This is a genomic window from Streptomyces sp. NPDC056987 (assembly GCF_042673865.1).
GTDB lineage: Bacteria > Actinomycetota > Actinomycetes > Streptomycetales > Streptomycetaceae > Streptomyces.
The window spans coordinates 53,075-67,249 of the sequence record NZ_JBHURV010000019.1 but is presented as its reverse complement, the minus strand read 5'-3'; the positions used below and the strand labels follow the sequence as shown (position 1 = coordinate 67,249).

The 14,175-nt window shown below is 72.3% G+C and carries 14 protein-coding genes and 1 pseudogene; 14 read left to right on the top strand and 1 reads right to left on the bottom strand.

All coding sequences use genetic code 11. The features are described 5' to 3' along the window. Positions 1 to 112 precede the first annotated feature (112 nt). The 12 genes and pseudogenes from ACFTZC_RS22090 to ACFTZC_RS22035 all read left to right on the top strand — a co-directional run bounded on the left by ACFTZC_RS22090 (position 113) and on the right by ACFTZC_RS22035 (position 11,709). Positions 113 to 997 carry a response regulator transcription factor gene (locus tag ACFTZC_RS22090; RefSeq protein ID WP_382892406.1) on the top strand — a complete coding sequence of 295 codons (885 nt, stop codon included), beginning with the start codon at positions 113 to 115 and terminating at the stop codon, positions 995 to 997. Beyond that, positions 951 to 3,179 (top strand): sensor histidine kinase, encoded by a 2,229-nt coding sequence (locus ACFTZC_RS22085; RefSeq protein ID WP_382892237.1) that lies wholly within the window; start codon positions 951 to 953, stop codon positions 3,177 to 3,179. The genes ACFTZC_RS22090 and ACFTZC_RS22085 overlap by 47 nt, the downstream gene beginning before the upstream one ends. 123 nt (positions 3,180 to 3,302) lie before the next feature. Continuing rightward, positions 3,303 to 3,803 (top strand): hypothetical protein, encoded by a 501-nt coding sequence (locus tag ACFTZC_RS22080; RefSeq protein WP_382892235.1) that lies wholly within the window; start codon positions 3,303 to 3,305, stop codon positions 3,801 to 3,803. Positions 3,804 to 4,026: 223 nt separating this feature from the next. Beyond that, on the top strand, positions 4,027 to 4,683 hold the full coding sequence (locus ACFTZC_RS22075; protein ID WP_382892233.1) for a class F sortase: 657 nt from the start codon (positions 4,027 to 4,029) through the stop codon (positions 4,681 to 4,683). A gap of 70 nt (positions 4,684 to 4,753) precedes the next feature. Then, positions 4,754 to 5,458 carry an HAD family hydrolase gene (locus ACFTZC_RS22070; protein ID WP_382892231.1) on the top strand — a complete coding sequence of 235 codons (705 nt, stop codon included), beginning with the start codon at positions 4,754 to 4,756 and terminating at the stop codon, positions 5,456 to 5,458. After that, positions 5,451 to 6,488, top strand: coding sequence for a LacI family DNA-binding transcriptional regulator (locus tag ACFTZC_RS22065; protein ID WP_382892230.1), 1,038 nt, complete (start codon positions 5,451 to 5,453; stop codon positions 6,486 to 6,488). The genes ACFTZC_RS22070 and ACFTZC_RS22065 overlap by 8 nt, the downstream gene beginning before the upstream one ends. 319 nt (positions 6,489 to 6,807) lie before the next feature. Then, positions 6,808 to 7,647: a carbohydrate ABC transporter permease gene (locus ACFTZC_RS22060; protein WP_382892228.1), complete on the top strand. Its 840-nt coding sequence runs from the start codon at positions 6,808 to 6,810 to the stop codon at positions 7,645 to 7,647. Continuing rightward, positions 7,644 to 8,459: a carbohydrate ABC transporter permease gene (locus tag ACFTZC_RS22055; RefSeq protein WP_382892226.1), complete on the top strand. Its 816-nt coding sequence runs from the start codon at positions 7,644 to 7,646 to the stop codon at positions 8,457 to 8,459. Before ACFTZC_RS22060 ends, ACFTZC_RS22055 begins: the two co-directional genes overlap by 4 nt. Positions 8,460 to 8,526: 67 nt before the next feature. After that, a complete protein-coding gene (locus ACFTZC_RS22050) occupies positions 8,527 to 9,915 on the top strand; it encodes an extracellular solute-binding protein (protein ID WP_382892224.1) in 1,389 nt (462 codons plus the stop codon). Then, on the top strand, positions 9,912 to 10,559 hold the full coding sequence (locus tag ACFTZC_RS22045) for a 2'-5' RNA ligase family protein (RefSeq protein WP_382892221.1): 648 nt from the start codon (positions 9,912 to 9,914) through the stop codon (positions 10,557 to 10,559). The genes ACFTZC_RS22050 and ACFTZC_RS22045 overlap by 4 nt, the downstream gene beginning before the upstream one ends. 199 nt (positions 10,560 to 10,758) lie before the next feature. After that, positions 10,759 to 11,503 (top strand): annotated as a pseudogene (locus ACFTZC_RS22040) (helix-turn-helix domain-containing protein). Then, positions 11,500 to 11,709 carry a DUF397 domain-containing protein gene (locus ACFTZC_RS22035; RefSeq protein ID WP_382892219.1) on the top strand — a complete coding sequence of 70 codons (210 nt, stop codon included), beginning with the start codon at positions 11,500 to 11,502 and terminating at the stop codon, positions 11,707 to 11,709. The pseudogene ACFTZC_RS22040 and the gene ACFTZC_RS22035 overlap by 4 nt, the downstream one beginning before the upstream one ends. Before the next feature lie 60 nt (positions 11,710 to 11,769). Here ACFTZC_RS22035 and ACFTZC_RS22030 read toward each other — a convergent pair whose 3' ends face one another. Next, positions 11,770 to 12,531 (bottom strand): GntR family transcriptional regulator, encoded by a 762-nt coding sequence (locus tag ACFTZC_RS22030; protein WP_382892217.1) that lies wholly within the window; start codon positions 12,529 to 12,531, stop codon positions 11,770 to 11,772. Between the two features lie 196 nt (positions 12,532 to 12,727). Here ACFTZC_RS22030 and ACFTZC_RS22025 point away from each other — a divergent pair, with 196 nt between their 5' ends. After that, a complete protein-coding gene (locus tag ACFTZC_RS22025; RefSeq protein WP_382892215.1) occupies positions 12,728 to 12,865 on the top strand; it encodes a hypothetical protein in 138 nt (45 codons plus the stop codon). Positions 12,866 to 12,921: 56 nt separating this feature from the next. After that, positions 12,922 to 14,175, top strand: a complete 1,254-nt coding sequence (locus ACFTZC_RS22020) for an asparagine synthase-related protein (RefSeq protein WP_382892213.1) — start codon at positions 12,922 to 12,924, stop codon at positions 14,173 to 14,175.

Genomic DNA, 14,175 nt, shown 5'->3' with positions numbered 1-14,175 from the left:
GAACACCGAACCGGCCCCCGGCATTCCGCGCGCGACCGCCCAGCCCTCAACTTCATTCTCCGGAGCGTAAGTTGGCGCTTCGCCTACGATCGTCGGCGTGTGCGCAAACATCATGGTCGCCGAAGACGACGCGAAGCAGGCCGAGCTCGTGCGCCGTTACCTGGAGCACGAGGGGCACTCCGTCACCGTCGTGGTGGACGGCCGCGCGGCGCTGGAAGGGGTCCGGCACGCCGAACCCGACCTGCTCGTCCTCGACGTCATGATGCCCCGGGCCGACGGCCTCGACGTCGTACGGATCCTGCGCGCCGAAGGCCGGGAGGTGCCGGTGCTGATGCTGACGGCGCGCAGCACCGAGGACGATCTGCTGCTCGGTCTGGACCTCGGCGCGGACGACTACATGACCAAGCCGTTCAGCCCGCGCGAGCTGGTGGCCCGGGTCCGTACGCTGCTCCGCCGCCACCGGCGCTCCGGCGTCCCCGCGCCGGCCGCCGTGCCCGTGCCCGTCCCCGCTCGCGCCCCCGTCGCGACCTCCGGTCCCGCTCCCGTGCCTGCCGTGCCCGTGCCTGCCGCATACGTGCCTCCCGCTTCCGTGCCTGCCGGGCCCGCCGTCGCGGCCGGGGCGGCGGCCGAGGACGAGGTGCTGTCCGTGGGCACGCTCAGGATCGATCCGGGCCGGCACGAGGTGTCGGTCGAGGGAACACCGGTCGCGTGCACACCCGGTGAGTTCCGCATCCTCGCCGCGATGGCGACGGAACCGGACCGGGTCTTCACCCGGAAGCGGCTCCTGGAGGAGCTGCACGGCTTCGACAAGTACATCAGCGGGCGCACCGTCGACGTACACATCATGCATCTGCGCAAGAAGATCGAGCGCACCCCCCGGCGGCCGGCCCGGCTGCTCACCGTGTTCGGCGTCGGCTACAAGCTGACGGATCCCGCGAAGAACGGACGCCATGCCCCGTCCTCCTCACACCCGTCGTCCTCCTCACACCCGTACTGAGCCTCTCAAGCCTCTCCCCGACGCCCGCCGGGAGCGGCGGGCCGCCCGGCTGCCGCTCCGCAGGAGCGTCCTCGGCCGGCTGCTGACGGTGTCGGCGCTGGTCGCCTCGTGCTCGGTCGCCGCCACCGCGTGGCTCGTCGTGCAGACGACCTCGGTCGCGATCCGCCAGGAGCAGGGGCAGAACCTCAGCGCGGACGCCAAGATCTACAACACCCTGCTGGGGTACGCGGCCACGCATCCGAGCTGGGAGGGCGTCGGCGACACGGCGCGGAAACTGGCCGAGGAGTCCGAGCGCCGGATCACGCTGACCACCCACGACCGGCGCCCGCTCTTCGACTCGGCCGCCGCCCCCGCCTCCTCGAAGTCCGGTGGCGCCTCCGGCGTCGACCCGCTGCCGGCGCAGGCGTCGGCGGTCGTCGACCCGCTCTCCGTCGACACCGTGCTGGTGCCCGACGCGGCCTCCGCCGACGCGGACCGCGTCGACCCGCGCGCCGTGGGACCCTTCCTGCTGCCCGCCGGTGAACGTACGAGACTCCGGGCGGCCGCCGCCGAGAACGTGGCGTGTCTCAACAGGCTGGGCATCGCCGCGGATGTCGCCGAGAGCCCGAGCGGGCGGCCCCGTATCCAGTACGTCGGGAACGACACCGACCGCGCGTCGGAGGACAAGTGCCTGGTCGGCTCGCCGGAGGGTCCCACCGGGACCGAGCGGAAAGCCCTCGGTGAGCTCAACCAACTGGCGGACGACTGCCTGGAACGCCAGGACCTGCCGGGCGTGAAACTGAACCTGGACCTGTCCTGGGACCGGGGGTACGGGGCGGCCGCGGAGGCCGCGGAGGTGGCCCCGGACAGGGACCTCGTCGCCGAGGGACCCGTGGACGAGGCCCCCGCCCAGGCGGCGGACGAGCGGGCGGCGGCCCGGAAGCGGGCCGAGGTGGCGCGGGCGGACCAGGCCGAGCGGGCGAAGGCGGCCGAGGCCTACGGGTACCGGGGGCCGCCGGGCGAGGTCCGTGACAGCAAGCACGACCGGGCCATCGCCTCCTGTGTCGGCAGTGCCCGCCGCGAACAGCTCACGGAGTATGTCGCCGCGCCCGCCCTGCTGTTCATCGACGGCCCGCGCGCCGTCAGCGTGCCCGGATTCGACCTCTCACCGACGAACACCGCGCGCATCGCCGGGGTCGCGGCCCTGGTCCTCGCCCTCACCGTCGGTGCCTCGGTGATCGCGGGGGCCCGGTTCGTACGTCCCTTGCACGCGCTCACCGGCGCCGCCCAGCGGATGCGGGACGGGCTGGACTCGGCGCCCGTACCGGTCGGGGCGGACAACGAGATCGGCCGACTGGCCGCGGCCTTCAACGACATGGCCGCCCACCGCACCCAACTGGAGCAGCAGCGAAGGGTGATGGTCAGCGACGTCGCACACGAACTGCGCACCCCGCTGAGCAACATCCGCGGCTGGCTGGAGGCGGCACAGGACGGACTGGCCGACCCCGACCCGGCCTTCGTCGCCTCGCTCCACGACGAGGCCGTGCAGCTCCAGCACATCATCAACGATCTGCAGGACCTGGCGGCGGCCGATGTCGGCGCGCTGCGCCTCAACATGGAGCCCGTACGCGTCGACGACCTGATCGGCCAGGTGGCCGCCGCGCACCAGGGGCTGGCGGAGACCGCGGGCGTCACCCTGGCGGTTCTTCCGCCGGAGCCGGGCACCCCGCGCCCGCCGCTGCTCGACGCCGACCCGGTCCGGCTGCGCCAGGCCGTCAGCAACCTGGTCTCCAACGCGGTACGCCACACCGCGCCCGGCGGCCGGGTGACGCTGCGCGCATATGTCGCCGGCGCGGGGGAAGGCTCCGGCGACGAGGTGGCCGTCGACGAGGCGGCGGTCGGCCGGGTGGCGGTCGAGGTGGCGGACACCGGTACCGGTATCCCGGCGGCCGATCTCCCGCACGTGTTCGACCGCTTCTGGCGGGCGGAGAAGTCCCGTAGCAGGAGCACCGGCGGCAGCGGCCTCGGCCTGGCGATCGTCCTCAAGCTCGCCGAGGCCCACGGCGGCACGGCGAGCGCGGTGAGCACGGAGGGGAAGGGCTCGGTCTTCACCCTGCGGCTGCCCGCCGGGTCCGGGGGGAGCGTAGGGGCCGGGAAGACCGGGGCGGGCAGTGAAGCCGACGGAATGACTGCACGGCCCTGATGCGATGGCTATGAGGTCCTGACAGCTTCTTCACATCTGATCGCCACTGTTGCGTCATGCCCGGAACCTGGTGCGATTCGGCATCCAGGAACGACCCGAGCCGGGCCGGAAGTGGAGCCGTACATGTCCCGTCGCCTCAGCATGCGTCTCGCCGCCCTGACCGTCGTCGCGGCCGGCACCCTGCTCGTCCCGGCCACCGCGGCCGTCGCCGACCAGGCCCCGATCGCGGTGGCGGACGAGAAGCCGAGCGAGAAGCCGAGCGACCAGTCGGCCGAGAAGGCCCCGGACCAGAAGACGAAGGAAGCCGAGGCGGAGAGGGCCGAGGCGGAGAGGGCCGAGAAGGCCAAGGCCGCTCAGACGGCCCCGCGCGGCGCTGTGGCCGCCGGTGACGCCCCGAGCGAGAAGGCGAAGCGGGCGGAGGAGGCCGCGGCGATGAAGGCGCGCGCCGCCGAGCGGGCCAAGGCCGCCCAGACCGCCCCGCGCGGCGCTGTCGCCGCGGGCGAGGCCCCGGCCGGCAGCACCGGCGTCGCACCCCTGGCCGGTACGGCCGCCGGCGCGATGCTGCTCGCGGGAGCGGGCACCTTCGTCATCCGCCGCCGCTCGGCTGCGCGCGCCAACGGCTGACCCGTAGCGCGTCCGATCCGTAGCGCGTCCGATCCGCAGCGCGTCCGATCCGTAGCGGTGTCCGATCCGTTGCGGCGTCCGACGCCTGCCCACCCCGTCAGGGCCCACGCCCTACCCGTACGCACCGCTTCACCGCGTACCGCCTGATCAGGCATCACCGTGGCGCCGCCCTCGCCGGGCGGCGCCATCGTGACATCCTCCGGTCCACCTCCTGGAGCCTTACGTGTCCCCAGCGCACCCTCCGGTACGGCGCCCCCGCGCCCTGCCGGCCGTCCTGGCCCTCACCGTCGCCGCCCTCACCCTGCTCACCGGCTGCTCGTCCGCCCCCGAAAAGGCCGCCGCGGAAGGCTCCGGCACCGTGGCCGTCGGCACCCCCTCGCCCGGCGGGGAATCCGGGGCAGGTGAGTCCGGGGCGGGTGAGCCGGGAGCCGGGGAGGCCGCGGCGCCCGCCAAGGTCGACATCCCCTCGCTGGGGATCAGCAGTTCGCTGATGGATCTGGGCCTCAACGAGGACGGCACCGTCGAGGTCCCGCCCGCCGAGAAGGGCATGACCGCGGGCTGGTACACCGGCGGCGCGATACCCGGCGAGGCCGGTGCCGCCGTCATCATCGGCCACAACGACACCCGCTTCGGCAAGGCCGTCTTCCACGACCTGAAGAAGATCACCAAGGGCGCGGACATCACCGTCACCGACGACGAGGGAGCGGCGAAGCGCTTCACCGTCAAGGACACCGAGAGCGTCAGCAAGAACTCCTTCCCCACCGAGAAGGTCTACGGCCGGACCGACACCCCCGTCCTGCGGCTGATCACCTGCGACGGCGACTTCGACGCCGAGGGGCACCCGGTGAACAACCTCATCGTCTACGCGACGCCCGCCTGACCGCGATGCTGCCGACGGTGCCGCGAACGCCCTGTCGGTGCGTGGCGCCGGTCCGTTATGATCCCGGCTTGTGGAACGTTCCCATTCTTCTTCCGAAACGACGGCGGTCGTCTACGACCTCGGTGGTGTCCTGGTGCCGTCCGGCGGTGCGCTGGCCGCGCTCTCCGTCGCGCTCGACGTGCCGCAGGACGAACTGGCCGAGCCCTACTGGGCCTACCGGGACAGCTACGACGAGGGTGACGCCCCCGCCGCGTACTGGCAGCGGGTCGGCGCCGCGCTCGGGCGCCGGCTGGACGGGGAGTGGGTCGGCCGCCTCGACCGGATCGACGTCGCGGGCTGGTCGCGGATCGCGGACGACGTGACGGCGATGCTCTCCTCCCTGGCGGCCTCCGGCATACCGCTGGGCGTGCTGTCCAACGCCCCGGCGTCGCTGGCCGACGCGGTGCGGCGGTCCGCGTGGAGCACCGTCTTCCAGGGCCTGGTCTTCTCGTCCGACGTCGGCCTGCTCAAGCCCGATCCGCGGGTCTACCGGGCCGCGGACGAGCGGTTGGGGTTCTCGCCCGCGAACGTCGTGTTCTTCGACGACCGGCCCGGGAACGTCGCGGCGGCCCGCGCCCACGGCTGGCGCGCCCATGTGTGGACCGGCTGCGAGGGCGCGCGCGAGGTGCTCGCGCAGGAGGGGCTGCGGGACGGCCTGCGGGACGGACCGCGAGACGTATCGCGGGACGTATCGCGGGACGGGGCCGGGCGGCCGGGAGGTCCGCTCGATGGCTGAGCGGCCCCGCAATCCGACAATCATCGATGTCGCCGCCCGCGCGGGGGTGTCCAAATCGGTGGTCTCCCGTGTCGTCTCCGGCCGGGGCAGTGTCGGCGAGGAGACCCGCAGGCGCGTGCTGGAGGCGGCGGCGGAACTGGGGTACGTCGTCAACGCGGTCGCCCGCGCCATGGTGGCCCACCGTACGTACACGGTCGGGGTGTTCGTCCGCGACGCCGCCACGGCCTTCTACGGTCACCTGCTCGCGGCGATGCAGGAGCGCGCGGCGTTCCACGGCTACCGGGTGGTGACGACGACGGGCTCGGGGCGGTTCGAGGTGGCCGACGAGTACCGCGCCCTGGAGACCCTGGCCATGCTGCGCGTCGAGGCGCTGATCGTGTGCAGCGGGCTGCTGCCCGCCGCGAAGATCGTGCCCTTCGCCGAGCGGCTGCCGACCGTCGTGGCCGGGCGCCCCGAGACCCACCGGAGCATCACCAGCGTCTACTGCGACGAGGAGGAGGGCGGTGCGGCGCTCGCCGACCACATCGCCGGGCTCGGCCACCGGCAGGTCGCGGTGATCGCCGTGCCGAAGACCTCCTCGGTGACCATGGCGCCACGCACCCGGGCCATGGCCCGGCGCCTGCGGGAGCGGGGCGTCCGGGTCCTGGAGATCGAGGGGGCGCACAGCGAGGAGGCCGGCGGCTGGGCGGCGGAGGTGCTGCGGCATCCCGGGATCACCGCGGTGATGGCGCCCAGCGACCGCCACGCCGTCGATCTGCTGGAGCAGCTCCACCTCCGGGGCGTGTCCGTGCCCGGGGACCTGTCCGTCACCGGTTACGACGGGATAGGGCCGCTGAGCACGCCCCTGATCGGCCTGACGAGCTGGCGCCAGCCGATCGAACTCATCGGAAGCGGCGCCATCGACGCCGTGGTGCGCCTGCTCGACGGGAAACAGCCGCCGGACCATCACCTGGCGCTGTCCGGCGCACTGGTGGCGGGGCGGACGACGGCACCGCCGTCCGACGTGAGCGCGGAAACGCTCGGGCACTGAGGCACTGAGGCACTGAGGCGCTGAGGCGCCTACGGCCCGGAGTGGCGTCTGAGGCCGGGGTGGCGTGCGGGCAGCAGCCCGCGCACCGCCCCGGCCTCACGCCGTATATCCGCACACACCATCACTAATCAGCGCTGATCCACGCCGATCCGCGTTAACGGAACGTTCACGGAACATCTCCTTCTCTCCTCACAGGGGGGATGGGAACGTTCCACACGTGATTGGGAACGTTCCACTTCGTTCCGGACGCCCTCGTTCCGGACCACCTCGGCGCGGCGACCGCCGCCGGGGCAAGCCGCGCCTGTCGGCAGGACCCCTGATGGCCCTGCCCTGTCTCGCCCTGCTCCTGACCTTCGCGTACTGGCCGGTCGTCCGCAGCGCCGTCCTGAGCCTGTACGGCACGGATCTGCTGGGCAATCCGACCCGGTTCGTCGGCGCGGACCACTACATCGAACTCGTCTCGGATCCGGCGCTGCGCCGGGTCCTGCTGACCACCGGCGTCATCGCCGCCCTGAGCGTGCTCCTCTCCGTCGGCGGCGCGCTCGCCGCGGCCCTGCTGCTGCGCCGGGCCGGGCGCCGGCCGCGAGCGGTCCTGTCGGTGGTGCTGTCCCTGCCGTTCGCGTACTCCGCGGCGGCGGCGTCGGCGGTGTTCGCCGGGCTCTTCGCCCCGGCGGTCGGGACGGTCAACGAGCTGCTGGCGGGACTCGGCCTCGGCGGGCCGCCCTGGTTGCAGTCACCGGTCTGGGCCGTGCTGAGCATCTCGGTGGCGACGGCCTGGTACGAGTTCGGGTTCGCCTTCCTCGTCCTGCTCGCCGCCCTGACCCAGCTCGACCGGGAGGTCCTGGAGGCCGCGGCGCTCGACGGCGCGTCCGAGCTGCGGACCGCCTGGTCGGTGATCATCCCGATGCTCCGGCCGACCCTGGTCTTCCTCGTGGTGACCGGCACGATCAGCGGCCTTCAGGTGTTCACCCAGGTCCAGGTCCTCACCAGGGGAGGCCCGGGTGGCGCCACCTCCACGCTCGTCCACGAGCTGTACCGGCGCGCCTTCGGCGAGGCGCTGCCCGACTTCGGGTCGGCCTCGGCCCTCGCGCTGGTCCTGCTCGCCCTGGTCGTACTGATCACCGCCGTCCAGTTCCGCGTGCTCAGGAGGTCGGCGTGAAGCACCTGTCGAAGGCGGTCCGCCTGTCGGCCCTGACCGTGATCGTCGTGATCGTCGCGTTCCCCGTCTACGTCACCGTCACCACCGCGCTGCTGCCCCAGAGCGATGTCGTCGCCGGCCGGCTGATCCCGCTGCCCACGCATCTGACCCTGGACAACGTGCGGGAGGCGCTGCGCTCGGCGCCGCTGGTCCACCAGTACGGCATGAGCGTGGCCGTCACGGCGGTGCAGTCGGCGGCCCAACTGGTCACCGCCGCGCTGGCCGCGTACGCGTTCACCTTCCCCCATTGGCGCGGGCGCGGCGTCGCGTTCGCCCTCGTACTCGCCACCCTGGCCATCCCCGGCGAGAGCCTGGTCATCCCCAACTACGAGCTGGCGACCGGCCTCGGCCTGCGGGACACCCTGGCCGGTGTCGTCGTGCCGTACCTGGCGACGGGGTACGCGGTGTTCCTCCTGCGCCAGGCGTTCCTCGGGCTGCCGAGGGAGGTCTGGGAGGCGGCGCGCCTGGACGGCTGCGGCCACCTGCGGACCCTGCTGTACGTCGTGCTCCCCATGGCGCGCCCCCAGGTGATCACCGCCGCGCTGTGGTGCGCCCTGTCGGCGTGGAACGGCTACTTCTGGCCGCTGCTGATCACCGACTCGCCCCAGCGGCGCACGATCCAGGTCGGCCTCGCCCAGCTCGCCGTCGATCAGTCCACCCGGCCCGCGGTCATCTACGCGGGAACGCTGCTGGTCCTCCTGCCGACGCTGCTGCTCGTCCTGTTCGGCCAGCGCTACCTGGTGAACGGACTGGCCGGCCGCGTCAAGGCCTGACCCCGCCCACCCCCTTCACGTCCGTCCCTCATCCCCCAACACCTCATCAATGAAGGAGTGAACCGCCATGTCCGGACGAAACCGCGTCCTCGGCACCCTGTTCGCCATAGCCACGGCGACGGCACTGACCGCCTGCGGAGGAGGCTCCGGTACGAGCCCCACGGGAGCCGCCTCCGCCCCCGGCCCCGCAGCGCTCACCAAGGCGTCCGGGCCGGTCACCGTGACCCTCTGGCACGGTCTCGGCGGTCCCGCGGGCCAGGCGCTGCAGGACGAGATCGACGCCTTCAACAAGGCCAACCAGGGCAAGATCACCGTCAAGGCGTCCTTCCAGGGCAGCTACGCCGACGCCATCGCCAAGTACTCCTCCGCCGTACGGGACAAGAGCACGCCCACGGTCATGGTGTCCAACGACATCACCACCGGCTATCTGCGGGACGCCGGGCAGACGGTCCCGGCGCAGGCGATGGCCGCCGCCAACCCCGGCGACCTCGACCTCGACCGGCTCCGCCCCGCGGCCCGCAACTACTACACCGCGGAGGGCGAGTTGCTCGCCGTACCGCTCAACACGTCGATGCCGCTGCTGTACGTCAACGACGCGCTGCTGGCCCGCGCGGGCGTGGACCGCTCGACGCTCTCCACGCTGGACGGGGTGGCCGCGGCGGCCCGTAAGGTCAAGGCGGCGGTGCCCGGGACCAAGGGGATCGTCCAGCCCTTCGACGGCTGGTGGTTCGAACAGCTCACCGCCGCGTCGGGGACGCCGTACTGCACCCCGGACAACGGCCGGAAGGCCGACGGCGCCACCGCGCTCTCCCTGACGGGCGACGCCCAGCGCGAGGCGATCGGCACCATGGCCAAGCTGTACACGGACGGCGTCGGACTCGACACCGGCACCGACGGCAACGCGGCGCTGTCGGCGTTCGCCGCCGGCAAGGCCGCGATGATGTTCAACTCCAGCGGCGCCATCGGCGGCCTCAAGGAATCGGGCATGAAGGGGTACAGCGCGCTGCCCTACCCCGTCTCGGGCCCGGCCTCCGACGCGGGCGCCCTGATCGGCGGAGCGGCGATGTGGCTGGACCGCGCCGGTCACAGTGACGCCGAGCAGGTCGCCGCCTGGAAGCTCATCAGCCACATGGCCTCCGCCCCCGTGCAGGAGCGGTTCGCCATGGCGTCCGGCTACGCGCCGATCAATACCGAGGTCGGCGCCTCGGCCACCTGGAAGGACTTCCTCGCGAAGAACAAGCCCTCCGCCGTACTCGACAAGCAGTTCAACGACACCCCGGCCAACACCGCCACGTCCGGCTGCCTGAGCGGTGCGATGCCCGGCATCCGGGACGCGATCGTCCCCGAGATGCAGCGTGCCTTCAGCGGAGCCGCACCGCTCGACCAGGCACTCACGCGGGCCGAGAAGGCCGCGACCACCAAGATCGACGACTACCGGAAGCAGGCAGGCAAGTGACCGAGCGATTCGCCAAGGCCCCGGGTGACCCGTACCGCTACGGCGTCTACCTGCGGCCCGACCCCGCCACCTGCGCGGCGGTGACCGCGCTGACCGGCCAGGTGCGCGCCCAGTACGGGTTCGTCTCCGCGGGCGCCTTCCCGCCGCACGCGACGCTCGTCGGCAGCCAGCACATCACCGCGCCCGTGGACGACATCGTCGCGGCGGTGACCCGGGGGATCGCCGGCATCGCGCCCTTCACCGTCCACAACGCCGGGATCCGCCGCCAAGGCGTGGGCATGGTCCTCGGCGTCCACCACCTCGCCGACGGCACCACCCCGAACCCCGCCTTCACCGACCTGGCCGAGGCGGTCGACCGGGCCGTGGCCCCGCTGGTGACCCCGGCGCCCAACCCCGACCCGCACACCTTCGACCGGGCCACCTTCGAGGCCCATCTGTCGCTCGTCTCGCACGAGATGTACGTACGCCCCGACCTGTCCGAGGAAGTCGCGGAGTACGTACGCGGCCTCCCCGTCCCCTTCCCCGACGCCTTCCCCGGCGACACGGTCGCCCTCTACCGGACGCGGAGCGACGACTGGTCCGGCCGGTGGTGGACCACCCTGACCTGGGAACACCTGCACACGTGGCGGCTGCGCGAGGAGTGACGGGCCGTCGCCGGTGAGTGGGGCGTTTCCGTGAAACGCCCCACTCAGCGCGTCCGCGTCCGCCTATCGTCCGGAGTGACGGAGAGATCGCGTACGGTCACTGTCCGGTGCTTGTCCGGTGCTGTCCTGGCTGTCCGCGCGGTTCCTACGGGTAGGGCGTGGGCGCCGAGGGACGGCGCGGCAGGACGGAGGAACACGGATGTCGGTGGACGGCGAGGCGGAGCAACCACTCGGTGACGAGAGGGACGAGGCGCAGGAGGCGCAGGAGCCGGGGTGGGAGGTGGACCCGGACGACGAGTGGGGCGTGGCCGTGATCACCACGGTGGGGCGGCAGTTGAAGCTGCGCCGGGAGGCGGCGGGGATGCGCGCCGGCCAGTTCGGCAAGGCGGTCGGGTACGGCGAGGACATGGTGTACAAGATCGAGGGCGGCAAGCGCATCCCTCGGCAGGACTTCCTCAACGCGGCCGACGAGGTGCTGGGCGCGGATGGGCTCATCGCGGCGGCCTGGGAGGACGTGAAGAAGGTCCGGTACCCGAAGAAGGTTCGGGATCTGGGGAAACTGGAAGCCCAGGCGGTCGAGATCGGCGTGTACGAGTGCAACATCATCCTGGAAGAGGCGCCGCTGCACCGACAGGTTGGGGGGCACAATGGTGTGGCGAGAACAGCTCGAACGTCTGCTGGAGGCCGGGCGGTTGCACAACGTCACGCTTCAGATGATGCCGACCAACACCGAGGCGCACCCAGGGCTGGACGGCAGGATCGATCTGCTGAAGTTCCCGGACGGTACAGCGGTGGGGCGCTCCGACGGCCTGTTCAACGGACGGCCCGTCTCTGATCCGAAGCACCTCCGCATCCTTGAGCTGCAATATGGCACTATCCGGGCGCAAGCCCTCCCGCCGAGGGAGTCGCTGGCCTTCATCGAAAGACTGCTGGGAGAGACATGATGCGCAAGGCCACCGCCGGGGAAGGCTTCGAGCTGACATGGTTCAAGAGCAGCTACAGCGGCGGTACCAACGGCGAGTCCTGCGTCGAGATCGCCACCACCCCCGGTGCCGTGCATGTCCGCGACTCCAAGAACCTCGAAGGCCCCCGGCTGGCGCTCGCGCCCGGCGCCTGGGCGCACTTCGTGGCGTACGCGGTGGAAAGCTGACGGCGTAATCGCACGTGCCCCGCGCGTGGTTGCACCAAGCGCGGGGCCGGCGGCCACTGCCTACCCGGTCGGCTCGGCGGAGGGGTGGCGGGTGACGGAGTATCCGATTTCGAACTCGTCGGCTGACATGCGGGTGTCGTTGACCTCGACCACCGTCCCGTCGGTGCTGGTGGTGGTCCGCACGATCCGCAGCAGCGGGACGCCCTTGGGCAGGTTGAGCCGGGCCGCCTCGATGGGGGTGGGCATGCGGGAGCCGACCGCCTCTTCCCAGACCAGGGGGCCGTGGCCCATGTCTTCGAGGAGGTCGTAGATGCCGCCGGGGCCGGTGTCGCGTTCGGCGAGCCGGGTTCCGCGGGCGAGCGGGGCGGGCAGGAAACTGGTCGCCAGCTGTATCGGTCTCCGAGTCTCGGGGTCGCCCATGATCCGGTCGCGGATCAGCACCTCCTCGCCCGGTCCGGCGCCGAGGGCGGCGGTCACGTCGCGCGGGGCCGGACCGAGAGCAATGGTCGGCGCCTCCAGAGCGACCCAGGGTTGGGCGGTCGGGTCGAAGTAGTAGCCGCGCTCGTCGCGGAAGACCTGCCGGGCGCGGGTGAGCCGGTGCTTGGCCTGGCGGACACGGACGATGGTGCCTCGTCGGCGGATCACCTCCACGAGGCCCTCGGCCTCCAGCTCGGCGATGGCCTCGCGGGCGGTCTGCTTGGCGATGTTGTGGTCGCGCGCGATGTCGGTGATCTTCGGCAGCGCGGTCCCCTCTGGGTGCTGCCCCCGCTCGATGGCTGCCCGGAGGTCAGCTGCGACCTTCCGATAGGCGGGGTTGTTCACGGCGCTCCTCCTTGGTGGGCTGATTTTTCGTCAGACAAGTTACTCCTAGCTCTATTGACGTGCTGCGTCGACCCCTCGAATATAGTCCTAGGACTAATGCCCCGTCAGGGCTGGATGTCCGAACCGCCCGGTCGCTCCTCCGGGCGGGAGCCGCCTGCGCGCTTCTTCGGGACCGCGCGACCTTTCGGGAGGGTTCGTGTCCACCAAGTCCACGCCCGGCGACGGGCAGCACGGCAAGGGCAGCAAGGGTCTGCCGTCCGGCGATGACCATCAGGGCGTCAGGCAGTTCGCCCAGGGCCTGATCCGCGGTTTGACCGGGCTTCGCCGCCGGTGATCCTTCGCCCCCTGTTCGAGGACGGGGCCGGCTCACAGTCAGCGGATCCGCTGGCCGTGACCGGCCCCGGTCCGGTTGTCGACCTGTCCGCACTCGCCCTGCTGCTGGCCCCGCCTGCGATGCTGGGCGAGTTTGTGCCCGCCGCACCCTGGCGAGGCATCCATCGCGTCCCCTTCACGCCGCCGCCCGCTCGACCGGGCTCACTGCCGGACGCGTTCAGCGCGTCGGTTGCCGAGCAGACCAGGGACGCCGAGACGATCGGTGTGCTGGTCTCCGGCGGCTTGGACTCGCTGGCCGTCCTCGTCCACGCGCTCCGCGTCGCCGACGGCCGCCGCGTGATCGCCCTGACCACCGACCTGACCGACGACACCGGCCGCAGTGCTGCCGAGGTCGCCCGTCGGCTCCTCGCCGACCTCGACCTTCCTGCCGAGCTGGTCGTCCTGGACCCGATTGTCGACCGGGCCGAGCCGACCTGGTCGGCGGCTGGTCCCCGGCTGGACGCGCTGCCGGAGAGCAACGCTGCCGCCGCGGCCCGGGCCGCCGAATTCGGCGTCGGCGTGGTGCTGTCCGGGGACGGCGCCGACGAACTGCTCGGCGTCCCCCGGTTCGCCACCGCAGACGTCGCCAGGCGGCGCGGCCCGGCAGCGGCCGTCCGCTATGCGGCCGATGTCGCCTCGTCCGGTCCGGGGGTACCCGGCGAAGTCGCCGCGCTGGCCGCCCAACTGCTGCCCCGCCGGACGAGGGCACGGTCCTACTGGGCGGCGAACTGGCCGGCCTGGGTCGACCCGGTCGCCCCCGCAGTCCTGGCCGAGCCGTTCCGCCGGTACGCCACCGATTGGGCGAGGAGTTGGGTGGATGAGCAGATCACCGGGCATCAGACCGCAGGCCGGACCTGGGCACAGGCGGACGCGCACGACGCCGTCTTCCCCCGGGAGGCGATCCCGCCAGCCGGGATCCTGCCCGAGGCCTCGCCGTTCCTGGCCGAGCCGTTCCTCGGCGCGGCGCTCGCCCTGCCGGTCGGCGACCGCTACCACTCGGGCCTGCCGAGCGCCTACCTGCGCTGCAAAGCCCAGGTCGTCCGGCTGCTGCCCCAGCGCGCGCTCAAGATGCTGCCCAGGCGCAAGCAGTACTTCACCACCGCGCTGGCTAGCCAGTCCACCACCGGGCAGACGGCTCCGACCTGCGTCGCGGCCGGGCTGATCGATCCGGACGCGCTCACCGCCGAGCGCGATCCGGCCGTCCTGCTGGTCGTCGCGGCACTCGAACGCTGGCTCGTCGGAGCGCTCCGGCATGGCGCTGACATCCGCTGA